Source organism: Mucilaginibacter puniceus (assembly GCF_054783175.1).
Genome location: NZ_BAAGRB010000001.1, coordinates 869,797 through 896,507, shown reverse-complemented (window position 1 = coordinate 896,507; position 26,711 = coordinate 869,797). Strand labels below are relative to the sequence as shown.

The 26,711-nt window shown below is 39.8% G+C and carries 28 protein-coding genes; 6 read left to right on the top strand and 22 right to left on the bottom strand.

All coding sequences use genetic code 11. The features are described 5' to 3' along the window. Positions 1–3: 3 nt before the first annotated feature. The 18 genes from nuoK to ACYVJ6_RS04135 all read right to left on the bottom strand — a co-directional run bounded on the left by nuoK (position 4) and on the right by ACYVJ6_RS04135 (position 15,036). Positions 4–309 (bottom strand): NADH-quinone oxidoreductase subunit NuoK, encoded by a 306-nt coding sequence (nuoK, locus tag ACYVJ6_RS04220; protein ID WP_460692780.1) that lies wholly within the window; start codon positions 307–309, stop codon positions 4–6. After that, on the bottom strand, positions 306–851 hold the full coding sequence (locus ACYVJ6_RS04215) for an NADH-quinone oxidoreductase subunit J family protein (protein ID WP_460692779.1): 546 nt from the start codon (positions 849–851) through the stop codon (positions 306–308). The genes nuoK and ACYVJ6_RS04215 overlap by 4 nt, the downstream gene beginning before the upstream one ends. After that, the gene (locus tag ACYVJ6_RS04210; protein WP_460692778.1) at positions 848–1,444 is read right to left on the bottom strand and encodes a NuoI/complex I 23 kDa subunit family protein; all 597 of its coding nucleotides are present in this window, start codon (positions 1,442–1,444) and stop codon (positions 848–850) included. Before ACYVJ6_RS04210 ends, ACYVJ6_RS04215 begins: the two co-directional genes overlap by 4 nt. Before the next feature lie 95 nt (positions 1,445–1,539). Further along, complete coding sequence (gene nuoH / locus ACYVJ6_RS04205; protein ID WP_460692777.1) at positions 1,540–2,610, bottom strand: NADH-quinone oxidoreductase subunit NuoH; 1,071 nt, start codon at positions 2,608–2,610, stop codon at positions 1,540–1,542. 87 nt (positions 2,611–2,697) lie between these two features. Then, positions 2,698–3,537, bottom strand: a complete 840-nt coding sequence (gene murI / locus ACYVJ6_RS04200) for a glutamate racemase (RefSeq protein WP_460692776.1) — start codon at positions 3,535–3,537, stop codon at positions 2,698–2,700. A gap of 65 nt (positions 3,538–3,602) precedes the next feature. Continuing rightward, positions 3,603–4,118 (bottom strand): OmpH/Skp family outer membrane protein, encoded by a 516-nt coding sequence (locus ACYVJ6_RS04195; RefSeq protein WP_460692775.1) that lies wholly within the window; start codon positions 4,116–4,118, stop codon positions 3,603–3,605. 47 nt (positions 4,119–4,165) lie between these two features. Then, on the bottom strand, positions 4,166–4,696 hold the full coding sequence (locus ACYVJ6_RS04190) for an OmpH/Skp family outer membrane protein (RefSeq protein WP_460692774.1): 531 nt from the start codon (positions 4,694–4,696) through the stop codon (positions 4,166–4,168). A gap of 11 nt (positions 4,697–4,707) precedes the next feature. Further along, positions 4,708–7,245: an outer membrane protein assembly factor BamA gene (gene bamA / locus ACYVJ6_RS04185; RefSeq protein ID WP_460692773.1), complete on the bottom strand. Its 2,538-nt coding sequence runs from the start codon at positions 7,243–7,245 to the stop codon at positions 4,708–4,710. Positions 7,246–7,308: 63 nt separating this feature from the next. Beyond that, positions 7,309–8,049 carry an isoprenyl transferase gene (locus ACYVJ6_RS04180; protein WP_460692772.1) on the bottom strand — a complete coding sequence of 247 codons (741 nt, stop codon included), beginning with the start codon at positions 8,047–8,049 and terminating at the stop codon, positions 7,309–7,311. Positions 8,050–8,253: 204 nt separating this feature from the next. Then, entirely contained in the window at positions 8,254–9,033 is a 780-nt protein-coding gene (porG, locus tag ACYVJ6_RS04175) for a type IX secretion system protein PorG (protein WP_460692771.1), read from the bottom strand. A 9-nt stretch (positions 9,034–9,042) separates the two neighbouring features. Then, the gene (locus ACYVJ6_RS04170) at positions 9,043–9,924 is read right to left on the bottom strand and encodes an NAD kinase (RefSeq protein ID WP_460692770.1); all 882 of its coding nucleotides are present in this window, start codon (positions 9,922–9,924) and stop codon (positions 9,043–9,045) included. Between the two features lie 94 nt (positions 9,925–10,018). Beyond that, positions 10,019–10,678: a CBS domain-containing protein gene (locus ACYVJ6_RS04165; RefSeq protein WP_460692769.1), complete on the bottom strand. Its 660-nt coding sequence runs from the start codon at positions 10,676–10,678 to the stop codon at positions 10,019–10,021. Further along, positions 10,679–11,440: an alpha/beta fold hydrolase gene (locus ACYVJ6_RS04160; RefSeq protein WP_460692768.1), complete on the bottom strand. Its 762-nt coding sequence runs from the start codon at positions 11,438–11,440 to the stop codon at positions 10,679–10,681. Between the two features lie 116 nt (positions 11,441–11,556). Next, entirely contained in the window at positions 11,557–12,006 is a 450-nt protein-coding gene (locus ACYVJ6_RS04155) for a GatB/YqeY domain-containing protein (RefSeq protein WP_460692767.1), read from the bottom strand. A gap of 98 nt (positions 12,007–12,104) precedes the next feature. After that, a complete protein-coding gene (locus ACYVJ6_RS04150) occupies positions 12,105–12,863 on the bottom strand; it encodes an SDR family NAD(P)-dependent oxidoreductase (protein WP_460692766.1) in 759 nt (252 codons plus the stop codon). Between the two features lie 115 nt (positions 12,864–12,978). After that, the gene (gene porT / locus ACYVJ6_RS04145) at positions 12,979–13,713 is read right to left on the bottom strand and encodes a type IX secretion/gliding motility protein PorT/SprT (RefSeq protein ID WP_460692765.1); all 735 of its coding nucleotides are present in this window, start codon (positions 13,711–13,713) and stop codon (positions 12,979–12,981) included. After that, on the bottom strand, positions 13,710–14,441 hold the full coding sequence (gene ubiE / locus ACYVJ6_RS04140) for a bifunctional demethylmenaquinone methyltransferase/2-methoxy-6-polyprenyl-1,4-benzoquinol methylase UbiE (protein ID WP_460692764.1): 732 nt from the start codon (positions 14,439–14,441) through the stop codon (positions 13,710–13,712). The genes porT and ubiE overlap by 4 nt, the downstream gene beginning before the upstream one ends. Positions 14,442–14,541: 100 nt before the next feature. Next, on the bottom strand, positions 14,542–15,036 hold the full coding sequence (locus tag ACYVJ6_RS04135) for a VOC family protein (protein ID WP_460692763.1): 495 nt from the start codon (positions 15,034–15,036) through the stop codon (positions 14,542–14,544). 144 nt (positions 15,037–15,180) lie between these two features. Between ACYVJ6_RS04135 and yihA the strand changes: the two genes are divergently transcribed. After that, entirely contained in the window at positions 15,181–15,801 is a 621-nt protein-coding gene (gene yihA, locus ACYVJ6_RS04130; RefSeq protein WP_460692762.1) for a ribosome biogenesis GTP-binding protein YihA/YsxC, read from the top strand. 145 nt (positions 15,802–15,946) lie between these two features. Continuing rightward, positions 15,947–16,795, top strand: coding sequence for a UbiA-like polyprenyltransferase (locus ACYVJ6_RS04125; protein WP_460692761.1), 849 nt, complete (start codon positions 15,947–15,949; stop codon positions 16,793–16,795). Between the two features lie 20 nt (positions 16,796–16,815). Here the strand turns inward: ACYVJ6_RS04125 and ACYVJ6_RS04120 are convergent, their stop codons facing one another. Beyond that, the gene (locus tag ACYVJ6_RS04120) at positions 16,816–17,202 is read right to left on the bottom strand and encodes a hypothetical protein (protein WP_460692760.1); all 387 of its coding nucleotides are present in this window, start codon (positions 17,200–17,202) and stop codon (positions 16,816–16,818) included. A gap of 119 nt (positions 17,203–17,321) precedes the next feature. Here ACYVJ6_RS04120 and ACYVJ6_RS04115 point away from each other — a divergent pair, with 119 nt between their 5' ends. The 4 genes from ACYVJ6_RS04115 (at position 17,322) to ACYVJ6_RS04100 (ending at position 22,025) form a co-directional block, all read left to right on the top strand. Next, entirely contained in the window at positions 17,322–19,022 is a 1,701-nt protein-coding gene (locus ACYVJ6_RS04115; RefSeq protein ID WP_460692759.1) for a M3 family oligoendopeptidase, read from the top strand. A 134-nt stretch (positions 19,023–19,156) separates the two neighbouring features. After that, positions 19,157–19,477 (top strand): thioredoxin, encoded by a 321-nt coding sequence (gene trxA, locus ACYVJ6_RS04110; RefSeq protein ID WP_460692758.1) that lies wholly within the window; start codon positions 19,157–19,159, stop codon positions 19,475–19,477. 88 nt (positions 19,478–19,565) lie between these two features. Beyond that, on the top strand, positions 19,566–20,480 hold the full coding sequence (locus ACYVJ6_RS04105; RefSeq protein ID WP_460692757.1) for a DUF58 domain-containing protein: 915 nt from the start codon (positions 19,566–19,568) through the stop codon (positions 20,478–20,480). 84 nt (positions 20,481–20,564) lie between these two features. Beyond that, positions 20,565–22,025, top strand: a complete 1,461-nt coding sequence (locus ACYVJ6_RS04100; protein WP_460692756.1) for a glycoside hydrolase family 130 protein — start codon at positions 20,565–20,567, stop codon at positions 22,023–22,025. A 24-nt stretch (positions 22,026–22,049) separates the two neighbouring features. Here ACYVJ6_RS04100 and ACYVJ6_RS04095 read toward each other — a convergent pair whose 3' ends face one another. The 3 genes from ACYVJ6_RS04095 to ACYVJ6_RS04085 form a co-directional block, all read right to left on the bottom strand. Beyond that, positions 22,050–23,057, bottom strand: coding sequence for a glycosyltransferase family 4 protein (locus tag ACYVJ6_RS04095; RefSeq protein ID WP_460692755.1), 1,008 nt, complete (start codon positions 23,055–23,057; stop codon positions 22,050–22,052). Beyond that, positions 23,054–25,336, bottom strand: a complete 2,283-nt coding sequence (locus tag ACYVJ6_RS04090) for a glycosyltransferase family 4 protein (protein WP_460692754.1) — start codon at positions 25,334–25,336, stop codon at positions 23,054–23,056. The genes ACYVJ6_RS04095 and ACYVJ6_RS04090 overlap by 4 nt, the downstream gene beginning before the upstream one ends. Positions 25,337–25,506: 170 nt before the next feature. Continuing rightward, positions 25,507–26,694, bottom strand: coding sequence for an aspartate aminotransferase family protein (locus ACYVJ6_RS04085; protein ID WP_460692753.1), 1,188 nt, complete (start codon positions 26,692–26,694; stop codon positions 25,507–25,509). Positions 26,695–26,711 lie beyond the last annotated feature (17 nt).

Here is a 26,711-nt window from a genome sequence, read left to right as displayed (position 1 = left end):
TTGTTAGTCTTTCAGTTGTATAATTTCTGCAGGGTCAATAGTTTTATACCTGCGGTAAACGTTTAGTATTATTGCCAATGCAACCGCTGTTGTGGCTGCTGCCAGCACTATGGCAAACAGCGCAAATATTTGTCCGCCGTTGTTGAGTTTATCGTATTTGCCAAAGGCTACCAGGTTTAAAATAGCGGCATTTAGCATCAACTCTATACCTATTAATATTTGTATGGCATTGCGTTTGGCTACAATCATGTATAAGCCTATGCAAAATAAAGCCGCGCTTACCAGTAAAAAGTCGGTTAAGGTTATCATGCTTTTACCTCCTTACGTGATAAGTGCGCCGCGCCAACCAGGGCCACCATTAATAATATGGATATCGCCTCAAAAGGTAATAAATAGCGGGTCATTAAATTAATGCCGATGTTATCTGTCACCAAATCATTAGGCGTTATCGTATTTTTTGTAGCGATAGATTGTTTGATCCAGCCAAAGTTGTTAGCTTCTATCTGGCAGATAGTGTACACCATCACACCAAAAAACAATAAAGCCAATATTACCGCAGGTAATTTACTTAAGGTTACTAAGCGCGTATTTTGTTGCAGCACGGTTAAAGTTTCTTTGCCGGATAGCATGAACGCGAATAATATCAACACCAAAATTCCACCTACATAAATTACTACTTGGGTTATGGCAACAAAATCGGCCAAAGCTAAAACGTATAAACCGGCCAATGCAAACAGGGTTACAAAAAACATGAATATAGAGCGCACCAAATTTTTGGTAGCCGCCACGAAAAATGCCGAACCTACTACGATAAAACTCATTACATAAAAAAGCACCTGTACTATATTCATGCTTCGCCCTCCTTTGGTTTTTGCATGGCGGCCAATTTAGCGGCTTGCTTTTCGGCTTGTTGTTTTTCCAACAGCGCACGTTTTTCGGCAGCCTCTTCAGGCGACATATCCGAAAATTCGTAAGTAAGGTTACTCAACTCAAAAACAGTTCGGTCATACTGGTTGGTCATTACAATACACTCGGTTGGGCAAACTATGGTACACAGGCCGCAGTACATACATTTGGCCATGTCAATATCAAACTGCGCGGCATAAAGTCTTTTAGTTGTACCGTCAGATGTTTGGCCAATACCGGCAGGTTCAGTTGTCTTGATAGACTCAATAGTTATACAATCAACCGGGCAAATTTTGGCGCAAAGGTCGCATACAATACAATCGTCAATTTCTACATCCAACTGATAGCGGCCAACTTCGGGGATAGGAAGTTTTTGTGCCGGATATTGTATGGTATTGGTACCTTCTAACTGGTGGAAATAATTATCAGCGCTCATGTGCACAACCTTCCTTTTCGCTTTTGACGCAAAAAGGTGCTTCAGGGTTAGGCCTAACCCTGTCATTGCAGTTGTAAATCCATTTAAAGCTCTTTTGATCATTTATTGTCTGAACCTTGATTTATTTGATTTCAGGATTGCCCTGATTTAATTTTCACTTCTTTTTAAATTCGAAATCGAACATCCGAAATCCGAAATCACATGAGCCATATCCGCCATATGCCTGATATTAACATACAGGCAAAGGCCAGTGGGGTTAATACTTTCCAGCATAGGGTCATTAGCTGGTCAACCCGCAAACGGGGTAATGTCCAGCGTATCCACATTTGTACGCCTACTAACCCCAAACTCTTTAAAGCTACCCAAAATATCCCCCAAACCACGCCTGTTGTCCAATTGGCTAACTGTAATGAGCCCATATTTGGCAGCGGCGTGTTCCAAGCCCCTAAAAACAGGATCACTCCTATCATTGATACCAGGAACATCATAGAATACTCTGCTAAAAATATCAGCGCGAACCTTAGCCCTGAATACTCGGTATGAAAACCTGATACCAGTTCAGACTCCGCCTCCGGGATATCAAATGGCGCACGGTTACTTTCGGCTAACGAGGCTATGAAATAAATAACGAATGCGATAATTAAATGCGGTGCCCTGAAAATGTTCCAGGCCAATATGCCTCCTATTTCAGTAACATCATAAAACCCTAAAAACTTGGTTGGCTCAGATGATAGGACGCCCTGCTGCAAACCTATGGTTTGCATATTTAAGCTTTGGGTTATCATAACTACCGCAATGATGGCAAAGCCGGCAGGAATCTCATACGATATGATCTGAGCAGCCGAGCGCATAGCACCCAGTATAGAATATTTGTTGTTAGATCCCCACCCGGCCATTAATATGCCAAGGGTTTCCATAGATATAATGGCGAAAATATAATAAAGCCCTAAATTGATCTTGGATGGCACAAGCCCCGGTGCCCATGGCAGCGCGGCAAAACCCATATATACCGATATGAAAATAATTCCCGGTGCCAGTATAAATAAAAGCTTATCGGCAGCGGCTGGGGTTATCAATTCTTTTTGTACCAGTTTTAATATATCGGCAATGGTTTGTAGCGTGCCAAATTTACCTACTTCAGTTGGGCCAAGCCTGTCTTGTATAAAAGCAGACACCTTACGCTCGGCATATACACCAAACAGAGTAAACACGGCTACGAAGCTAAAAAGCCCTATGGCAACCAATATATATGTAAGGTAAAAATTCAATGAGTTTGCTTTGAGTGCAAACTTAATAAATGGTTGGTAATAATTGGCCCATAAAGTACGTAGAGTTTACAGTCAATTGCCATTTTATTAACATTTTAAGTCGGTAACTAATACATGCGAAGATGCAACCGACGCAGAAAAGAACCGTGAAGCATGACGGTCAAACTCGGTAGTATCATCTGTAGTAAAGAATTGTTTGGCACTATTTTTACTTAATTGCTGCTCCATTTCGGGATGGCGCTGCAGGTAATCAACCAGGCTATTGGCTACTATATCCCCCTGGGCTATAACATTGATATGATCAGGCAAATGCGCTTGTATTTTATCTTGTATTAGTGGATAATGGGTACAGGCTAACAATACCGTATCAATATTGGCAGATTGCGCCATTAACTCATCCAGGTATTGTTTGATCAAATAATCTGCACCCGGCTTTTCATATTCGCCGCTTTCTATCAATGGTACCCAAAGCGGACAGGCTTGCTGGTAAACTTTCAGATCAGGGAAAAACTTTTTTATTTCTATTGGATAAGATTCGGATTGCACTGTACCTGTTGTACCTAATACGCCTATTTCTTTGGTTTTAGACAGATCACCTATCACCTCGGCTGTAGGGCGGATAACACCCAGTACCCTTTTGAAGGGGTCGAGTCCTTGTAAATCCTTTTGTTGTATGGTACGCAAGGCCTTGGCGGATGCCGTATTACAGGCCAGTATAACCAGCTGGCAGTCCATTTTAAATAGCCATTGCACGCACTCCCAGGTATATTGGTGTATGGTATTGAATGACCGGTTACCATAAGGCGCACGGCTGTTATCGCCTAAATAAATATAATCATACCCCGGCAACTGTTCGGCAATAGATCGGAATACCGTAAGGCCGCCTATGCCCGAATCAAAAATACCTATAGGTTTACCGGATGACATATTTAACAAAAATAAAAAAGCCTCCCGATAAATCGGGAGGCTTTACAAATGTATTTATAATTAGATTATTTTATATTTAATTTTGCTTTTACAGCAGCTTCCAGATCATCTGCAGGAGGTGCAACTAATAATAACTCAGGCGACGAAGTATTTAATACATAAGTATAGCCTTTTTCTTTCGCAACAGCACTTATAGCCGTTTTTATTTTGGTTACCAAAGGCGCCATTTGCTCAGCTTGTTTCGCTTCTAAATCTTGTTGCGCTTTAGTTTGCATATCATTCCCTCTTTTTTGCAAATCGGCAAGCTCACTTTCGGTCACTGAACGAACGGCTTCAGTCATTGTTGCTCTCTTTGCCTCATATTCTTTGCCCTTAGTTTGTAATTCGGCACTTAACTTATTAATTTGCTCTATCCAACCATTCTGAGCCGTAGTTAGAACTGTTTGTGCGGTTTTAAATTCCGGCAATAATGGTATGATCTGCTCCATAGCTATATAACCAATTTTAGTTTGTGCTTGCGCAAAGTTGCTCATGAATACCACGCCTAATGCAACTAAAGCAACTTTTAATAATTTTCTCATTTTTTTGTTCTGTGTTTAATTTTAATACGATTATATAGATTAATTTTTTATTTAGCAAGTACGCCGGGTTTTAATCCTAAACGGGTTATTACCGCATCGCTTTTATTATAACGCGGACTTGCAAAAAGCATAATAACTTCGCTGTTCTTGTCAAATATTATGTCCAGGTTCTCTGCCTCGGCAACTGCCTGTATAGCTTTAGACACTTTATCCTGAATAGGTTTAATGGTGTTTGCACTTCTTTGCGGTAACTCACCTTCCGGGCCAAATTTCTGGCGTTGAAAATCTTTAGCTGCTTTTTCTTTTTCTACAATTTCAGCCTCCCGGCGTTTTTTCATGTCAGCAGTCATCAAAACCTGGTCAGCCTGGTAGGCTTTGTACAGCCTGTCTACCTCCTGGTAGCGGCTATCTACCTCTTTTTGCCATTGTTCAGATAAAGCTGCCAATTGTTTTTGAGCAGAAGCATACTCGGGCATGTGTTTTAAAATATATTCTGAATCTACATAAGCAAACCGCTGTGCAAATGCAACGGTAAATGTAAATAAGGTAAAGCAAGCTATTAAAAATACTTTTTTCATGTTTTTACAAATTAATTAAATCCGCCGCCTATGCTTTGTGCAATAGAGAAGTGTACCTGCCCTTTATTAGCGGTTGGGTTGCCCGGTATAGCATCAAAGCCATAACCATAATCCAAGCCAAGTAATCCAAAAATAGGTAAAAATATCCTTGCACCAATACCTGCGGAGCGCCTAACGTTAAACGCATTAAACTGGTTAAAATTGTTCCAGGCATTCCCGCCTTCGGCAAAGGCAAGCAAAAATATAGTTGCTGATTGGCCCGAAATAACCGGGTGGCGCAACTCAAAAGTAAATTTGTTATATATAGTACTACCCGGGTTGTTGTTTGAAGTATAATTACTACCCTCCGGAACGATTGAAAAATTTGTATATCCTCTTAAACCAATAATCTCGCTACCCTGTAAAAACTGGAAGCTCTGCATACCATCACCACCCAACTTAAATCGCTCAAACGGAGATGGGCCAACTGCTGATGAATATTGCCCCAGCATACCAAAACGCACCTGCGACATTAATACAAACTTACCGGTTAGCCTGGTAAACCATTGCGCATCAAACTTAAATTTGTAATACTCAACAAATTTATAACGCTGCTCTTGTGTAGCAATTTTGTAGTTTATATTGTTAAATAATGAATACGGCGGGGTTGCCTGTATACTGAATTTTATGTTTGAACCCGAAGTTGGAAATATAGGCGCATCGCGTGAATCGCGCATCAGGTCCTGGGTTAGTTTTATATTATAGGCTGTACCGTTTGTAAATAAAAACCCGCCAAAATTATCCAGGGTATAGTGGTCAAGATTTAATGAATAATTTAGTTGGAAAAGGTCATCAGGCCATTTTAACCTTTTACCCAAAGTTATACCAACACCATTTATACGCAGCCTGTTATACCTTGGGTCGGTTGGTGCATAGTAATATCCGGTTGAACTTAACTGTGTGTAGGCAGATACAGCAAAATATATGGGCTTTTTACCTCCCAGCCATGGCTCAGAAAAAGTGAACGAAAAGTTTTGATATGATTTCCCGCTTGATTGCCCTCTGAGGCTCAATTTTTGTCCATCGCCTTTTGGCAGTGGTTTATAGGCCTTCAAATTAAATATGTTGCGTAATGCAAAATTGTTAAAGGTTAAACCCAGCGTACCAACCAACTGCCCGCCACCAAAACCTCCTGAAAGTTCAACCTGGTCTGACGGCTTTTCAACAACGTTATATATAATATCTACAGTACCATCCTGCGGATTAATATTGGTTGGCTTAGGCTCGGTTTTTTGGTCATCAAAATTACCCAGTACACCAATGTCACGCGTAGTACGTATTAATAATTGTTTGCTGAACTTTTGCCCCGGCAGGGTTTTTATTTCGCGCATTACAACTTTATCATTGGTAACATCATTACCTTTTAATATAACTCGGTTTATAGTGTATTGCGGACCTTCATACATTCTTATCTCCAAATCAATTGTATCGTTATATATCCTGGTTTGAATTGGTTCGGCATTGTAAGTTAAATAACCATCATTTAAATAAAGCGATGATATATCGTCGCTGTTTTGCGCTGATCCGGATAACCTTTTATTTAGTATATCCTCACTAAATACATCACCTTTTTTAATTTTTAAAATCCTGTTCAAATCATTGTCACTGTATTTTGAATTACCTGCCCATTTAATATCGCCAAAGTAATACCTGGGGCCTTCATGTAAGGTGATTTTTATATCAACAGTTTCGGCGTTATGCCTTGAAACGCTATCGCTTAAAATTGCTGCATCTCTATAACCTTTTTCCTGCATGTATTCAATTAGCGATTGCTTATCCTCTTCGTACTTATCCTGTTTAAATTTTTTAGAGCCAAATATATTGTACCATTTACGGGTACGGGTTTTTGTCATAGCTTTTTTCAGCTTACCCGCTGATAATGCTTTATTACCCACAATAGTAATTTTGTTGATCATTACTTTTTGCTTTTTATCAACCGCAACATCCAAAATTATACTATTAGGGTCACCCGGGTCTGGCCTTTGAGTGATATTAACAGTGGTATTTAAATACCCCTTTTCATTAAAATGCCTTTTAATAATAGCCGTAGTGGTACTTAAAAGGTTTTCGTTTACAATTTTGTTGGTTTTATCAGATAACTTTTTCTGCACATCTTCTATATCACCTTTGCGTATACCCGTAATATGCAAACGCGATAAACGCGGACGCTCCAGCACAACAATCTCAAGATATACACTATCTAAAGTAAGCCTGGTTACATTTAACTGCACATCATCAAATAAACCTAGTGCATATAAGTTTTTTATAACATTTGCATTAGCATCGCCCGGTAAAGTAATTTTATCACCCTTTGATAGTTTTGATATAGTCAGTAATGTTTCCTGATCTAAATTTTTTACGCCACTAATTGTAATGTCGCCAATGGTATACTCTTTAGGAGCCATATAACTCAAACTATCAGCCGGTATAACGGGTCTTGCCGGTTGCCGTTGGGCCAAGGCAAGGGTACTCATTACAGATAAAAGAATAGCAAAAAGAAATTTATTCATTCGTATATTTTAGTGGGCTAAAAATAATTTATACAGTTGTTAAAAAGTGTTAAACGCAAAAATTTAGTTTACCTGCTCACTGGTCATACCAAAACGGCGCTCACGTTTTTGATAATCATATATGGCTTCATACAAGTCTTCCTTTCTGAAATCGGGCCATAATTTATTAGTGAAATACAATTCGGCATAGGCAATTTGCCAAAGCAAATAATTACTTATCCGGTGTTCGCCACTGGTTCTGATCAATAATTCCGGGTCAGGTATATTTGCGGTAAATAAATTATTTTCAAACACTTCTTCATTAATATCATCAACATTTAACTCTCCGCTTTGCACTTTAATAGCTATGTTTTTGGCTGCACGAACAATCTCGCGGCGCGAACTATAGCTTAAAGCCAGGGTAAGTACCAATCCTGTATTTACAGATGTAGTTTCAATGGCTTTATTTAACTCAGCAAGGCATTTAGGTGGCAGCATTTCCAGATCGCCAATAGCATTAAGACGCACATTTTTTTTCATAAAGTTTTCAATCTCTTTATGGATAGTGCTTACCATTAACTCCATAATGGCCATTACTTCCAGTTTAGGCCTGTTCCAGTTCTCGGACGAAAAGGTATATAAAGTAAGGTGCTTTAAATTTAGCTCACACGCCCCTTCAACAACATCCCGTACAGAAATTACCCCATTATGGTGGCCAAATATTCTTAATTTGCCTTTTTCTTTTGCCCATCTCCCATTGCCATCCATTATGATAGCTATGTGGCTGGGCAATTTTGACAAATCAATCTGATCTTTATATTCCATTTTATTTACAGCTTGCTATATTCGGCAGGGCCTTACAATATAGCATTTACCTCATTATTGATCTGATTAAAACCAAATTTTTCAGCGGACAAAGGTAAAACTTCCCTGGTACTTTTTTAGTATTGTACCGAAAAGAAAGTTTATTGTTTATATAATGCTTAAATACTGCATTTATTGCCTATAAAAAACATCTTATTACTAATTTTAATAATAACATTTTGCCGTAATAAACGTAAATGATATAGTTAAATTAATAAACAAGTAGCTATCATGCGGCCTAAAATCACCACGTTGCGATCCCGGATAACCTGGTGTCAAGCCCCTATCTGCCAGTGCAAATGCCAGTGAAGTAGGATCATTATTAAAACTGCTTACCGGCGCGTAAACACCGCTTACATCATCTAAATAATCAGTAAACGCATAACGATATCCTATATCGGCTATAATATTCCATGCGTCAGAAAAATTATATTTAATACCCGCACCATAAATAGCTGATATGGCTTTATTGCCATATTGTGTTGCCTGTCCCTCAGTTCTAAATTGGGCCAGGTCAAGCGTTACACCATTATAAACGGTTTGTGGTTTAAAAGTAGTTAGCCCAGTTCCTGCAAATACATAAGGGGTAAACCTGTTGGCAGTAACTGATGGTATATACTTTAAAAAGTTAAGTTCGCCAACCAGGCTTAGCTCAGTAAGTGGGGTTTTAAAGCTTAAATTACGGTTTACAAACTGTGGGTTGGTTGAAGTACTGTCGGCCCCGGCAATGCTGCCAACGCTGTAATGTATACTGGCCGATAAATATTGGTTAAAATTACGTTTCACCATTAGCCCTGCCGTACCTCCACTCATTTTCAGCGGATTGTTAGGATTCAGATCGCCCATATAACCGGCAGCACCAAACGAGCCTCCAACTTCCCAGCTTTGCGCCTGCGCGCTATAGGCAATACTTAATAAAATAAATACGGGTAAAAGTTTGCGCATTAAACAAAGTTAATAATTGCGGGCATCAAGGCCCCACATTAATTTGTTTCTTAACGTTGCCAGGTAGCTTTCATTGTTTAAGCGAATAAGATTTAACCCGAATGGTGCTTTGTGGGTATGAAAGCGTACTGCCCCATCAATGGTTGCTGTCCTTGAGTCGCATGATACTAGATACTTACCTCCGCGGCTCTCTACCTCAAAAGATAGACGGCTGCTATCAGGCAATACAATAGGCCTTACATTTAAATTATGCGGGGAAACAGGCGTTAAAACAATACTATTTGATTGCGGGAAGATGATAGGTCCGCCGCAACTTAATGAGTAAGCGGTTGACCCTGTTGATGTGGCTATAATTATACCATCGGCCCAATAGGAGTTTAAAAATTCGCCATCTAAAAATACGTGTACGGTGATCATCGCCGAATCGTCGCGCTTATGAATGGTAATATCATTCAACGCGAAATTATCGTCGCCAAATATTTTCATGTCCGAATCGATACATAACAACGCACGGTTATCAAGTGTATATTCTTTATTAACTACTGCATTTATAGCGGCATCAATATCGCTTTTATTTACACTGGCCAAAAAGCCAAGCCTGCCAAAGTTAATACCTATTACCGGCACTCCCGAATCGCCTATTAAGGTTACCATATCCAGCAACGTACCATCGCCCCCCAGGGTAATAAACAAATCAATAAAGCCTTTTATTGGGGTATCATTTTCAAGCACGTGATATTTTACGGTGTTTATCTTTCCGGTTAAATACTCATTCAGTTGGTGGTGAACATAAATTTCAACTTTATGCCGAGAAAGGCTATCAAACACCTGCTGCACGAAGGGTAGCACTGCCAGATCATTAAACTGCCTGCCGTATACTGCTATTTTCATTGGGTGGTTTTAGTCCATAGACCATAGTCAATGGTCAATAGTTTTAATGTAAGTAATATCAACTATGGCCTATCGTCTATTGACGATGGACCAATTATAAATTCAAATAATTCATCAATGAATCATACCTATCCATTGAATTATCGTTATCATTATGATTAAAGGTAGCCTTTATATCATACTCATACCTTAAAAAGCTGGCCACTATGCCTGATATGTCCTGCTTATTAATTTTAAGCGTAACTTCCATCCTTGTTGAATCGGGATAAGTACTTACATATGAGCTTAATATTTGCGCGTTGTCTGACTCAACAATTTGCGACATATGTGCCAACGAATTGTTTTTATTACTGATCTCTAACACGATTATACCACCGGGTTGGCTAACCGAGGTTATTTTGGCAAAGTACTCTGTTATAGCATTAATGGATATCATGCCCAGGTAGTTCTTTTTGATATCCAGCACGGGTACTATGGTTAGTTGCTGCTCATAAAACAGGCGGATAACATCATATATATGCTGATCTTCCAGTACATAGGGATTTACCAGCGAAAGCGCAAGTGCACCTATGTGTGTTGTATAGTCGGTTTCAGCCAGTAAATCAGTTTCGGCTAAAAGACCCAAAAACTGGTCTTCGTTTACAATGGGCAGGTGCCTTACACGAAACTCTATCATACGGTCCAATGCCTTCTGTATCGTATCAGAAGTATGAACCGGCAGAATAACATCAGATATCAACTCACCTGCAACCATTTATATACCTTTTTTATCTAAAAATGCTTTTAATTTCTCATTAAACTCTGCAGGATGCTCCATCATAGGGGCATGGCCGCATTTATCTATCCAGTGTAACTCAACATCCGGCAGCAACTGGTTAAACTCTTCAGCAACTTCGGGTGGTGTTATTTTATCATTTCTGCCCCATATTAAGGCTACCGGTATTTTTATTTTATGCAGATCTTTTTTCATGTTATGGCGTATTGCCGATTTGGCCATGGCCAGCAACCTTATAACACTATGACGATCATTAACCAATTTATACACCTCGTCTACCAATTCGGGAGTGGCTATATTTGGATCATAAAAAGTGTATTGCACACGCTCTTTAATAAACTCATAATTTTCGCGCCTCGGGAATGACCCCCCAAAAGCGTTTTCATATAAACCCGAGCTACCTGCCAACACCAATGCCCTAATATTATCCTGGTGAGTTAAACTATATATTAACCCCACATGCCCACCTAATGAATTACCCAAAAGGGTTACATTCTCCAATTTTTTATACTTAATAAACTTATTAAGGTACTTTGATAACGTTTTTACACCCGTAGTTAGTACCGGCAAATCATAAACCGGCAGCATGGGTAGTATAACACGGTAACTTTTACTAAAATATTCAATTACCTCTTCCCAGTTACTTAAGCCTCCCATTAAACCATGCAATAGCAACAGAACCTCGCCTTCTCCTTCGTCAATGTAACTAAAACCACGTTCCTGTTTAAGCACGAAATTCATATATGTAATTGTAAATGTTTAAGTTTCAAATATATACCCTTGTACTAATTACCAAGTGTATATGTTAGCAATAAAAATAGCTATAAAGCTTTAGTTTCGGCAATAATAACAAATATTTATCCTAATAACTGCCGCACTACTTCTGATATTGTTTTTCCGTCGGCTTTACCGGCAAGTTCTTTACTGGCCATGCCCATAATACGGCCCATATCCTGTGCAGATGTAGCGCCAATACGGCTCATCAGGTCCTGTATATATCCTTCAATTTCAAAACGGGTCATTTGCTGCGGAAGGTAGGGTTCAATTACACGCATTTCCTGCATTTCAATCTCATACAGGTCTTCCCTGTTTTGAGTTTTATAAATATCAGCCGACTCTTTACGCTGCTTTACCAGCTTTTGCAACACTTTTATTTCTGCCTCTTCGGTTAATTCTTCAGCAGCGCCTTTCTCGGTTTTGGCCAATAGCAATGCCGATTTAATGGCACGTAACGCCCGCAGCCTGTCGGGTTGTTTAGCCAACATGGCCTGCTTGATATCCTGATCTATTTGTGTAGTTAATGACATGTTTTTTGTTTTTTGTCCGGAAGTCCGTAAGACCGAAAGTCCGGAAGATTATTTACTCTTTTATATTTTTCGGACTTCCCGACTTACGGACTTTCCGACTATTGTCTAAATATATTAGTTACGCTGGCCTGCGCGGTTGGCATAACGGTTAGTTCATTGATGTTAACATGTGCCGGGCGCGATGCGGCAAACCATATGGTTTCGGCAATATCGTCGGCAACCAATGGTTTAAATCCGTCATAAACTTTGTCTGCACGCTCTTTATCGCCATGAAACCGAACTTCTGAAAACTCGGTATTAACAGCTCCCGGATGTACGGCGGTTACTTTAATGCCATGTGATAAAAGATCTAAACGCATACCTTTATTTAAAGCATCAACGGCAAACTTGGTAGCGCAATATACATTACCATTGGGGTAAACCTCTTTACCGGCAATTGAACCAATATTTATAATATGCCCTTTACCATTGCTTATCATCCAGTTAGACACCACTTTACTTACATATAATAACCCTTTAATATTGGTATCAATCATGGTTTCCCAATCGGTATAGTTTCCATTTTGTATAGGGTCAAGCCCCTGGCTTAGGCCGGCGTTGTTTATTAATACATTAACCTTTTTCCATTTTGCCGGCAGCTCTTCCAGGTTAGCTATTGTTTGCTCCCTGTTTTGCACATCAAATGCGGACACAGCTACCTCGATGTTATATTTTTTATTCAGGCGGGCTGCTAATTTTTCCAAACGTTCCAATCTGCGGCCGGTAAGTACCAGGTTATAGCCCTCGCGGGCAAAAGTATGCGCGCAGGCTTCGCCTATCCCCGAAGTTGCTCCTGTTATTAATGCAATTTTAGCCATAGGTATGAGTTAAAATCTGCTACGAAATTATAGTTTTTAGTTGATATAACACGGGTTTTATAAATGAGTTTTAGAACAAGTGTTCACTTATTCCTTTTGCAAGCAGGAAATTAATTTACTCAAAATACAGGCTAAACATTACCGTATGCAGCCCCAAATTGCTGATGGGTTTTGAAAAGGCACTATTGTCATGCAGCATGACGTTACCAAACGAGTTGGATATTTTAATTTCGGGCGAAAGCTTGAAAAACTCGAAGTATATCTCACAACCCAGCCCAACTTCGTACGAGCCATAGCGGTTTACATTTTTAACTATCTTATCAATAGGTGGCAGGTCAACATCCGAGTTATATTTTGAGCTGATGGCCTGTGTAAGCTTTACTCCTCCCATTAAATATACCCGCAGGTTGTCCATACGGTCTGATTTTAGTTTCAGGCTTAGCGGAAAATCAACCGCGGTACTGGTAACCAATTTATTTATAGGATCCTGGTTTACATAAGTATATTTTACTACCCTGTCTGCAAATATTAACGAGGGAGCAACACGTGCCTCTAAATGCTCGGTTAAACGGTAACGTGTTAAAAAACCAACGCCAAAACCACTGGCATATGATGAACTGATGCTATTTAGCGTGTTGGTTACAGGTGTATTATTTACCGGGTCAATAAACGGGGTTTGCCAATCAAGCGCTTTATCTATTTTATAATAACTGCCTATATATGAAAAGGTAAAACCGAAACCAAGGTCCTTCAAATCGCTACCACCACCCCATGCCGGTACTTTCTGCGCCAAACAATCGGCACAGCAAATAAACAGCAATATTAGGGTTAGGTATTTAATTTTACTCATTTAACGCCGGTGTAAATGGAACATATACCAAACGCAAGCGGGCGGCTTTTGGTATGTTTAAAACCCACCTTGTCCATCAGTGCCACAAAATCATTTCCGTCAGGAAAAGCAGCAACCGACTCGGGCAAATAGGAATAAGCTCTTGAATCTTTTGAAAAAAGCTTGCCAATGCCGGGGGTGATATAATTAAAGTAAAATTGATACAACTGTTTAATTGGAAATGCCTTAGGTTTAGAGAACTCCAACACCACGGCTTTACCACCCGCTTTTAATACCCGGTGAATATCCGCCAGGCCAACCTCCAGGTTCTCAAAGTTACGTACACCGTAGGCTACGGTTACCGCGTCAAACTCGCTGGCCTCAAAAGGTAATTTTTCCGAGTCGCCAAGCTTAACTTCAAATTGAGCGCTTAAACCACGTTTAGCTATTTTTTGCTTCGCGATGTCCAGCATCCCTTGTGAAATATCTACACCTATAATTTTTTTGGGCTTTAATATGGATAAGGCTTCAAAAGCAAAATCACCGGTACCGGTGGCTACATCCAGTATCAATTTAGGTTGATCTTTCTTTAATTCGTTGATAGCTTTTTTGCGCCAGATGATATCAATACCCAACGACATAAAATGATTCAGAAAATCGTAGGTTTTGGATATATTATTAAACATATCGGCCACCTGTTCTTTCTTGGTGCCCTGCTCCTCGGTATACGGAATTACGGTTTTGCTCATATTGTAGGGCAAAGATAGATAATAAAGATTAGGGAATAAAGATTGAAGATTAGTGCTTAGCTTATTTGAATATTGTTAACCAATCTTTATTCTTCAATCTTTAATCTTTGTTTAAGGTTAACAATCCTTCAATATCCAACCGCTCCGTAACCATTTTCAAGCTACCCTTTTCATCCAGCGGCCACTCCTCTTTGGGTTTGTCCCAGTATAGTTCGACGCCATTTTTATCCGGGTCGTCTAAATAAATAGCTTCTGATACGCCATGATCAGACGCGCCGGTGATGGGGTATTTGGCTTGTATCAATCGTTGCAGAATTTTAGCCAGATCCTTACGCTCGGCATATAGTATAGCGGTGTGGAACAGTCCGGCAGTGTTTTGCGGCGCAGGTTGTCCGCCCTTGCTGTACCAGGTATTTAACCCGATATGGTGATGATAACCCCCGGCAGATATAAAAGCTGCCTGGTCGCCGTACATTTGGGTAACTTCAAATCCCAGCAATCCGCAGTAAAAATCTAATGATTTTTGCAGGTCACTAACTTTTAAATGCACGTGGCCAATACGGGTTTGTGCGGGGATTTTGTAGTTGTCTTCCATTCTGTTAAAAGATTAAAGATTGAAGAATAAAGATTAGTGAATGTAGGGTTATCATATTACAAAGCTATACTAATCTTTAATAGCTAATCTTTAATCTTCTCAACCAATCTTTAATAACCAATCTTTAACCCCTATCTTTGCCCTATGATTGTAAAAACTGCCGAATTTATTTGCAGCAACACCCAGGTTTCTAAACTGCCGCCGCCGGTAAAGCCCGAATATGCTTTTATTGGCCGCTCAAATGTGGGTAAATCCTCGCTGATCAATATGCTTACGGGCAAAAAAGGTTTGGCCAAAACCTCGCAAACGCCGGGTAAAACGCAGTTGATCAATCACTTTTTGGTGAACGATAACTGGTACATTGTGGATTTGCCGGGTTATGGCTATGCACGTGCATCCAAAACCAAAAAATCCGAATGGGATAAGTTTATACATACCTATTTAGATAAACGCGAAAGCCTGCAATGTGTAATGGTTTTAATTGATAGTCGTTTAGAACCCCAAAAAATAGATCTGGAGTTTTGCAATTGGCTGGGCGAAAAAGGCTTGTCGTTTGTACTGGTATTTACCAAGGCAGATAAGCAATCATCGGTAAAAACAGATCAAAATATAGCTAAGTTTAAAAAAGCGCTGCTTACAACTTTTGAAGAGGCCCCGCAATACTTTATCACCTCTGCCGAGTTACATTTAGGACGCGAGGAGATTTTAGGATTTATTGGAGGAATAAATCAGGAGTTTATAGTACCGGCATATAAAGATTTTTAAATAAAATCGTCATTGCGAGGAACGAAGCAATCTCTATGTAGGACAGTCAGGCAGACAAATGTCGTTCAGTAACGAACATTACAGTTTTGACTTGCATGTGCAGAGATTGCTTCGTTCCTCGCAATGACGCCTGGATAAATAGTAAATGAAAAAATACCTTTCCCTCGTAACATTTTCGCATACCATATTTGCCATGCCATTTGCCTTTATTGGCTTTTTTTTGGCGATAACTACCACCAGCTACCCGTTTGAATGGCCCAAGCTGTTGATGATGATATTATGTATGGTATTTGCCCGTAACGCGGCCATGGCATTTAACCGCTATTTGGACCGCGACATTGATGCCAAAAACCCACGCACCAAAGTACGTGATATTCCTGCCGGGAGGATTAGTCCGGCGGCAGCGCTGACGTTTACGCTGGTTAACTGTGCTTTGTTTATTGCCACAACCTGGTTTATTAATACGCTTTGCTTTTATTTATCGCCGGTGGCTTTGTTAGTGGTATTGGGTTATAGCGCTACCAAACGCTTTACCGCGCTTTGCCATTTGGTTTTGGGTTTGGGGTTATCGCTGGCACCTATCGGGGCTTATTTGGTGGTGACCGGGCATTTTGATCTGACGCCGCTGTTCTTCTCCTTCGCGGTACTGTTTTGGGTGAGTGGCTTTGATATCATCTACGCCATGCAGGATGAAGATTTTGACCGCAATGAAAACTTGCACTCTATTCCCGCCTATTTGGGTAAAGTAAATGCTTTAAGGTTATCTACATTTTTGCATGTGCTATCAGCAGCCTTTATAATAATGCCTGTATTTTTTATTGAACCAGGGATATTATATTACATAGGTATCGTTTTCTTTTGCAGTATGCTCATTTACCAGCACCTGTTAGTTAAACCAAACGACCTGAGCCGTGTAAACTTTGCCTTTATGACCACCAATGGTATTGCCAGCGTGGTATTTGCGGTTTTGTTTTTGTTGGATAGAGTTATTTGATCTCGGATGTTCGGAAAAGGTTAAATACCATTAACCCAGTTTGAGTATTGTTTCCAATCGGATAAATATATCTGTTTCATTTGCCTTTTACTTAATTCTTCAAAATCGTCAAAATCCAACTCACATGCTTTTGGGTATTCCGCTCTTGATATAATATCTCTATAATCATAATTGCTTACATCAATTAAACCGTCTATAGCATTAATATCGCTGTTCGCTAATTTTATGATTGCTGCAGAAATTCTGCGTTTTCCCTTTGGTGAATCACTTAAAACTCTTTGGAGCTTTTCCTTTACTTCGTCAGCCTTACTACCAAACTCCCTTATAATTATTCTTTCAAGAGTTTCCTTTTTTATATCAGCGTAGGGTTGATTTCCCAAAAGTCTAATTTGCAGCATTTCAAACATAATACTAATGTATAAAAATCTACAAAGTGATTGTTATTTGTTTTGAAACAAGTCCAGGATGACATTGTTATTCACGCACAAATTTGCACATTTGCACATCTACATATCTGCACATCAAAATGATCCACAAAAAAACAAGAACATATATCCCATCCGACCTTGAAATTAAATGGGAAACGCTGGAACCACTTTATAAAGAGTTACTGGCCCGTTTTATCAACTCAAGAGAGGAATTAGAAAAATGGCTGCATGACCGCAGCGAGTTGGAAGCCGCTTTAGAGGAAGATTTTGCCTGGCGCTATATCCGCATGACGTGTGATACCAATAACGAGCAGTTGTTGCAAAACTTTCAATACTTTGCTACCGAAGTTGAGCCTAAAATAGCACCTTACAGTAACGAGCTCAACAAAAAACTGGTAGCCAGCGAGTACCTCGATGAGTTAGATAACGACAAGTATTACGTTTATTTAAGAGGTGTAAAAAAAGCTTTGGAGCTTTTCAGGGAAGCAAACATTCCTTTACAAACCGAGATACAGGTTGAGCAGCAAAAATATCAACAGATAAGCGGGTCATTATCCGTTCATATCGATGATAAGGAATATACTTTAGAGCAGGCATCGGTATTTTTAAAAGGCACCGACCGTGCCAAAAGGCAGGAAGTTTGGGAGAAAATTACCGCGCGCCGCCTGCAGGAAAAAGATAAGCTGAACGACTTGTTTGACCACTTGCGCGCTTTGCGCCACCAGGTAGCCCTAAACGCCGGTTTTGAAAATTACCGCGACTATATGTTCCAGGCGCTGGGCCGTTTTGATTATACGCCACAGGATTGCTATGCTTTTCATGAAGCTATAGAAATGGAGGTAGTGCCCATCCTGCGCGAACATGCCGAGCAACGTAAAGATGCTTTAGGCTTAGATACTTTAAGGCCGTGGGATATGGATGTCAACACCTCCGGCAAACCTGCGTTAAAACCTTTTCAAAATGGTGATGATTTAATAGAGAAATCTATCCAGTGCTTCAGCAACATTAACCGCTATTTGGGCGAGCGTTTGGAGATCATGAAGGATAATAACCTGTTTGATGTAGAGAGCCGCAAAGGCAAGGCACCGGGCGGTTATAACTATCCGCTATCAGAAACAGGCGCGCCGTTTATTTTTATGAACTCGGCTAATACCTTCCGCGATTTGACTACGATGGTACACGAAGGCGGCCACGCGGTACATACCTTTTTAACTGCGGATCTGGAGCTGAATGATTTTAAACATTGCCCATCAGAAGTGGCAGAGTTGGCCTCCATGTCGATGGAACTCATATCCATGGATAACTGGAACGTATTTTTTGATAATGAGGAAGACTTAAAACGCGCCAAACGCGATCAGTTGGTGGATGTATTAAAAACCCTGCCCTGGGTGGCCGTGGTTGACCAGTTTCAACATTGGATATATACCAACCCTACCCATACTGCTGCCGAGCGCACTGAAGCCTGGGTAAAAATATACGAGCCTTTTGGCGCAGGTTTTGCCGATTGGAGCGGCATTGAAGAAGCGGAAGCCAATCTTTGGCAAAAGCAACTGCATATTTTTGAGATCCCTTTTTATTATATAGAATACGGCATGGCCCAGTTAGGTGCCATAGCAGTTTGGAAAAATTATAAGGAAAATCCGGAGAAAGCATTGGAGCAGTACTTAGCGGCCTTAAAACTGGGTTATACCAAAACTATTAAGGAAATTTACGAAACCGCCGGTATTAAGTTTGATTTTAGTGCAGGTTATGTACAGGAACTGGCCGAGTTTGTTAAATCCGAGATAGAAAAACTATAAGCCATTTTTGTCACCAAAAAATCAAAGTGTATAAATAAGGGCATTGTTAGTAATTAGTTTGTCAGTTTGTCAGGCCAATACTTGTGGCAAGCTATTTGAATAGTATATATTTGTTAAACAAAATAAAAAATATCATGGCATTAGAAATTACTGACGCAAACTTTGAGGAGCTTGTACTAAAATCAGATAAACCCGTATTAGTTGACTTTTGGGCTGAATGGTGTGGCCCTTGTAGAATGGTTGGCCCGGTAGTAGAAGAAATATCAAAAGAATATGCGGATACTGCTGTTGTAGGTAAAGTAAATGTGGACAATAATCCAGGTATATCAGTTAAATATGGTATCCGTAACATCCCTGCTTTATTGTACTTTAAAAATGGCGAAATTGTTGACAAACAAATTGGCGCCGTACCAAAATCTGTTTTGGCCGATAAATTAAATAAGCAATTAGCTTAATTATCATAAACTAAGTATTAAAAGCGTTACAAGTTGTTGTAACGCTTTTTTTATTTGCGCACACCTGTTGATTTTAATACATTAGTATATGCTTAACGACAATCAGCAAATAAGGCACTTAGCCAACCTTGACCTATTGGCGCGCCAGGTAGTTGAAGGTTTTATTACCGGTTTACACCAGAGCCCCTTTCATGGCTTCTCGGTTGAGTTTGCCGAACACCGCTTGTATAATAACGGCGAGTCGATAAAAAACATCGACTGGAAACTGATGGCCCGAACGGAAAAGCTGTTTGTTAAGCAATTTGAAGAGGAAACCAACCTGCGCTGTTATTTATTGCTGGATACCTCATCATCCATGAATTACCCGGATAAGGGTATAAATAAGCTGCAGTTTTCTATCTATGCCATTGCATCATTAATGTACCTGTTTAAAAAACAGCGCGACGCATTTGGATTGGGCATATTTTCGGATAAGGTAGATTGGTTAAGTGGGGTTAAATCGACATCAACCCACCTGTTTTACTTATATGCCCAGTTAGAAAAAGCTTATAACGAGCCTAAAGAAAACACTAATACCAGTTTATCAAACGTATTGCACCATATAGCACAGGAAGTTCACCAGCGTTCAATGGTTATTATTTTTAGCGATATGCTGGAAAACAACATGAGCACCGAAAAACTGCAGGATCTGTTTGCCGCTATACAACACCTAAAATATAACAAACACGAGGTGATTATATTTAATGTGCATGATAAACAAAAAGAAATAGACTTTAATTTTGATAACCGCCCGCATCATTTTATTGATATCGAGAGCGGCGATGAGGTTAAGGTACATCCTAATAAAATACGCCAAACCTATCATACCGCGCTGGCTCAATACCGTAAAGAACTGGAGTTAAAATGCGCGCAATACCATATTGACATGGTAGATGCCAACATTCATGACGGTTATCATAATATACTAAAATCCTATTTGATCAAGAGGAATAAGATGATATAGTGAACACCCAATCACTTCAAATAAAAAATACTCAAATCAATTTGTTAAACTTGATGTTATAAAACTAAACGTATTGATATAAGTATGAGACTAGCCGTTGAGCGCAAGCCCGTAAGAGTAAATCCGGATTCGAAACGAGTAATAGCAAGATTCTTTTTTAACGGTAATGATCGTGCCAAAGAAGTAATTGAAAGAGTAATGAGTATAACCGAGGAGGAAGCTTTCGGTATCATTTCTCCCTTATTGCAGGAATATTCTAAACGCCATCGCAATATAACCCGGGTTTTAAACCGCCATTGCAGTAAATTAAAACCACTTTTTACCGAGCTTGAAATTGATTTTGATACGCTAACCGTTTACCGAAAATTGTTAATTGGCTCGTACTTTACGCATGAGTATTCTATTGAATCTGCCGCATTTTTTAACCCATCAATAGTACAGGACCCTGACCAAAGCGAGTTACATGAAGGCGAGCGACGGGTTATTATGAGTTTCAGGGCCGTGGGCGAAGGCCACATATCATCTATCACCTTCCGCAGGGCTTTATTTGATAAAGACAATAACATAACTGTTTTACCTGCCGGCAACTATATTGATGAAGCCGAAATTGTACGCAACGCGGTGTACAACAAAAAGTTATTTTTTGATAAAGCCGCCATTACCCAAATAAATATTGGGGTATTAAAAGAGCTGGAAGAAAAACTGGACCATCATTTTGAATATTCAAACCTGCGCCGAATCATATCAGATTCGCAAAAAATGCAGGAAAACGATATCAAAAAGCTGGAATATGATAAAGTATTATGGCTGGCCGATTCGTATTATGAAATAGTTTTTTCGATGGATACGGATATATCCGACAGGGTAATATTCCCGATATCAGAATATGAGCGTAAGGGCATTGAAGATGCTCGTTTTGTACAGTTTAAAAACGAAGATGGCAGTTCGGTTTATTACGCCACTTATACGGCTTATGATGGGTCGCTAATCATGCCAAAACTATTGCAAACCAATGATTTTTATAATTTTAAAATAATGCCTTTATACGGCGACGGCGCGCAGAATAAAAACCTGGCCCTGTTTCCGCGAAAAATAAATGGCAAGTTTGTAATGATATCGCGTATAGACGGCTGCAACAACTACATCATGTACTCGGATAAAATAAATATTTGGGAAAAGCCTATTTTGCTACAAAAGCCAAAATTTACCTGGGAATTTGTTCAAATTGGTAACTGTGGTTCGCCTATTGAAACTGAGGATGGCTGGATTGTAATTACACACGGAGTTGGCCCAATGCGCCGTTATGTACTGGGTGCAAGTTTGCTTAAACTGGATGACCCGGCAGTTGAAATTGGGCGCTTAAACGAGCCCTTATTGATACCAAACGGCGATGAACGCGAAGGCTATGTACCAAATGTTATTTATTCCTGCGGATCGATCATTAATAATGGTAAGCTGATAATTCCTTACGGCTTATCTGATTATTCAACCTCGTTTGCCGAGATAGATTTGAAAGATCTGTTAACGAAGTTGAAGGGAGGGTAATAAAACCACCACCCGTACTGATGGTTATTTATTGAGGATTTGCTTATACAACTCAAAATAGTCGCTCACCATTTTCTCACTTGAAAATTTCGAAGTTGCCCAGGTATAGCATTCGCGGCGATTTATTTTGTTCAAAGCATTCACAGCATCCACCGCTTCCTCAACCGTATTTACTAAAAACCCGGTTTCTTCATGTTTAATTAGTTCGGGCATCGAGCCACGATTAAAAGCAATAACCGGTGTACCGCAAAGCATGGCTTCAGCTACACTTAATCCAAACGGCTCATTAAAATTTATGGGGTGTAATAACGCTGATGCATTTCTTAAAAGGTCATTCCTTTTTTCAGGGCCTGCACTGCCAAGGTATTGAACCTGATCATCAAATTGCGGTTCAATTTTACTTTTAAAATAATTTTCATCCTGTACAATACCCGCTATATATAAACGCTTCTTACTTTTTTTGGCTATCGCGATGGCCTCTTCGGTACCTTTGTCGGGATGTATCCTTCCAAAATATAGCAGGTAATCGCCCGGTGTTTCATTAAATTTAAAGTTGGAGGTATCTAAGCCATTATAAACAGTGGCTAAATAATCCAGATCGGGGCTCCTGTCGGCATTACTGATAGATACGTAATGGCCAATACTATTATACTTTTTAAATACCGGAATTATGCGGGATGACGAAAAACCGTGTATAGTAGTTATTATCGGCGTCTTTATCAATCCCGAATAGGTAAGCGGTAAAAAGTCAAAATTGTTATGGATAATGTCAAAGTTATCTGCTTTTTCCATCACGTTGCTAATGTGCAGGCACTCCAGTACCTTGGCGTCCTGACCACGGTCCTCCTCGTAGCCCATAGCGCAAACTGATTCCAGTTTGCCTGCTGTTATAGAATCGCCGGTAGCAAATAAGGTTATTTCCACTCCCTTTTTAACCAGGCCTTCGGCAATGTTAGATGCCATTTGTTCCCACGGGCCATAATGCCTGGGCGGTGTGCGCCAGGCAACAGGTGATAATACCGCTACCCTCATTTAGCCGACGATAACTTTTTTGAGAACCGATTATACTCGTATTCCAGCTCAAATGCTTTTAATACTGTTAGGTGCGATATCAGGTAGGCTAATGTACTTTCGGCACCCTGGTTACGGTTAATGCCCGTTGGCAATAAGCCGTCGCAGCAGCCTTTGGTTTCGTGGTCATATAATGGCGCACGCAAAGTATTCTCGCCCAAAAACCAGCGATAACATAAAAACATCTTTTCGATATATTCGGGTTTGCGGAATATCTTATAAGCCTGAAAATGCATACATACCATAGCCATAGTTTCAATGGCTTGCTGGTCATATACCGGGAAGTTGCCTACGTTTTTATAATACCAGCCATCATTACCAATCGGGCTTAAATACCCGTTTGACAGGGTTAGTTGATCTAAAAACGCCATAGTTTTTAAAGCCACTTTTTTAACCTCATCATTACCGGTTATCTCGCATGAATGTAATAAAGCTAAAGGCAGTATGGCATTATCGTAGGTCATACCTTCTTCAAACCATTGCCAATCATCTGTTGCCGTATGCTCGTATGATGACATCAGCATATCTGTAAGTCTTACCAACTCATTCATCATGCCCTCGTCCGTAGCATATACCTGCAGGTATAAACTTATACCAATAATAGTGTTCCCTATTCCCCGTAAGTAATGCAGTTGAGCAAAATGAGGGAACGAACGGTGAAATAGTTCAGTAGCAAATTCGCGGTAGGAGTTACGAGATGTACACGCAATTAAATATCCTAATGACCAAATGGTACGTCCAAATGAATCTTCGGAACCTACCTCATCCAAATACTGACGATTAAAACTCAAAAAGTTACGGAAGTTACCATCCTCTGTTTGCATATAGTGGATGTAACTTAAATATATCGGTAACAGGTCATACGCTTCCTTACTGTTATTACGCTCGTAAGCCATTAGCGCCATAATTAATGCGCGGGCATTATCGTCCAAGCAATAACCTTCCTTTAAGTTGGGTATTCCGTATTTAGCGTGTTGAACTATACCAGTATCGTCAGTTAAACGCACTACATGCGCTAAACTAAACTTAGGCATGATCTCGGGGTCAACTATACTGTTTTTTAATATTTTGTCCCTAAAATCATGCTCGTAGCAAGCCTCTTGTGCTACTTTAATATATTCGGCACCTATTACCGGCCATCGTGTATGCAAGCCGTATTCGTAAGCATTTTGTTTTAATTCCTTCAGAGTATTCTCATTATCCAGTAATTCAATAATTATGTCGCTTAAAGCATCTGAATTTTTAAAATCAAATAACCTACCCCTGTTTTGATCCAGCAACTCAACAGCGTGCCAATAAGGAGTTGATACTACTGCAGAACCTGCACCTATGGCATATGATAATGTACCGCTGGTTATTTGCGCCTCATTTAAATATGGAGTTACATAAACTTCAGAAGCTGATAGGTATTGTATTAACTCTTCTTCTGAAACGAATTTGTTTATGAAGGTCAGATTTTCTGACACACCCAATTGTGTTGCTAAAGTTTTTAAATGGTCGCGGTACTCCTCGCCCGAGTTTTTTAACACTCCCGGATGCGTATTACCCAATACCACATACATCACATCCGGATGCCTGGCTACTATCTTTGGTAAGGCATTAATTACAGTCTCCAAACCTTTGTTTCGGCTTATTAAACCAAATGTTAATAACACCCTATGATTTTTAAACGGTGTTAAATTTTTAATAGGGTTAATCTCGGGTGCTTCCAGGTCAGGCACTCCATGTTCAATTATTTGTATTTTTTCTGCCGGGATATCATAAATTGTGGTTAAAAATTCAACCGCCCGGTTACTCATCACAATTATTTTTGATGACTGTTCAGCTATCTCCCTTATTATAATGCGTTGTACATAGCTGGGTTCTTTTAATATGGTATGTAAAATTGATATTAAGGGTTTCTCTAAACGATTGATAAAAGGCAATATATATATGCCGCTTTCGCCGCCATAAATACCAAATTCATGTTCCATTATACAAACATCAGCACTGCTGGTATTTACGTAATTGGCCGCACGTATATAATCTTTTTGATGATTTTGACGAACTATATATTTTACTTCTTCGGGATACTCATATTCATGTAGATTTTCAGAATCAGTTAACGCTACTACGAAATCGCCTTTTAAAAAACTTTCTCTTTCGGGAAAATTAGTGGCAACTGCGCGTACTAAACTTTGATTGAACGTAGCGATTCCACATTCGCGGGGCGGATAGGTTGATATATAAGCTATTTTCATAACGTTGTGTACAGTATTTTTGCTAATTGTGACCAAAAAAAAGTGCAAGTTTGGACTTACAAACTAGGGATATGAGCTGGAAAAGCACTTTTTTAACAGTTTAACCTTAATTTGGCACAAACCGTACCAAAATGAAATTTCAATGAAATACGGCTACATAAATATAGCAATTAGCTATAATATTCAATAGACTCAATTATCACTACACAGGCTTTTTTAATCTCATCAGGAGTGATGATCAGTGGAGGGGCAATCCGCATGGAGTTGGTACAGTGTAAAAACCAGTCAGTAATAACACCGCTGGCTATGCAGCGGTCAATTATTTTTTTGTTGAGATCAAAATTTTCTAATTCAATTGCCAGCATCAACCCCTTACCACGTATTTGTTTTATGGTGGGATGCACCAATAATTGGCGCATTAACATTTCTTTTTCCTTTACTTGCTCTACCAGGTTATCATTGAGCAAAACCTCTAAAGCAGCTAAACCCGCAGCACAGCATACGGGGTGCCCGCCAAAAGTAGTGATGTGGCCTAAAATTGGGTTCTCCTTTAAAACATCCATAATATTTTTTGATGCTATAAATGCCCCTATAGGCATACCACCACCTAAAGCTTTTGCTAATAGTAAAATATCGGGAACAATGTCAAAATGATCAAAAGCAAATAGCTTGCCTGTACGTCCAAACGCGGCCTGTATTTCATCCAATATTAACAATGTTCCGGTATCGGTACAACGTTGGCGGAGGGCCTGCATATAGACCTTATCAGGAACGAGTATGCCCGCTTCGCCTTGTATAGTTTCTACTATTACACAAGCAGTTTGGTTAGTGATACATTGCAGGTCGTCGACATTGTTAAAGTTGATAAACTTTACGCCTGGCAATAACGGGCGATAAGCTTGCTTATATTCCTCGTTACCCATAACGCTTAACGCGCCATGTGTACTGCCGTGGTATGAATTTTTAAAGGCGATGATCTCTTGCCTGCCTGTATAGCGTTTAGCCAGTTTAAGCGCGCCTTCAACCGCCTCGGCACCCGAGTTGGTAAAATAAACCGACTGTAGGTTATCGGGTAATAATGACGTTAACTTTTCGGCAAAACGTACCTGTGGGGTTTGTACATACTCGCCATAAACCATCAGGTGCATATATTTATCTAATTGCTGCTTAATAGCATCAATTACATAGGCATTGCTATGCCCCAGGTTACTTACCCCTATGCCCGATATCAGGTCGATATAAGGTTTGCCGTCTTTGTCATATAGGTAAACACCTTCAGCACGTTCAAACTCCAGTAATAAAGGAAAATCAGTGGTTTGCGCGTTATTGGCTAAAAAAAGTTGGCGTAGGGTTAGCATAGTCCAAAAATACAAAA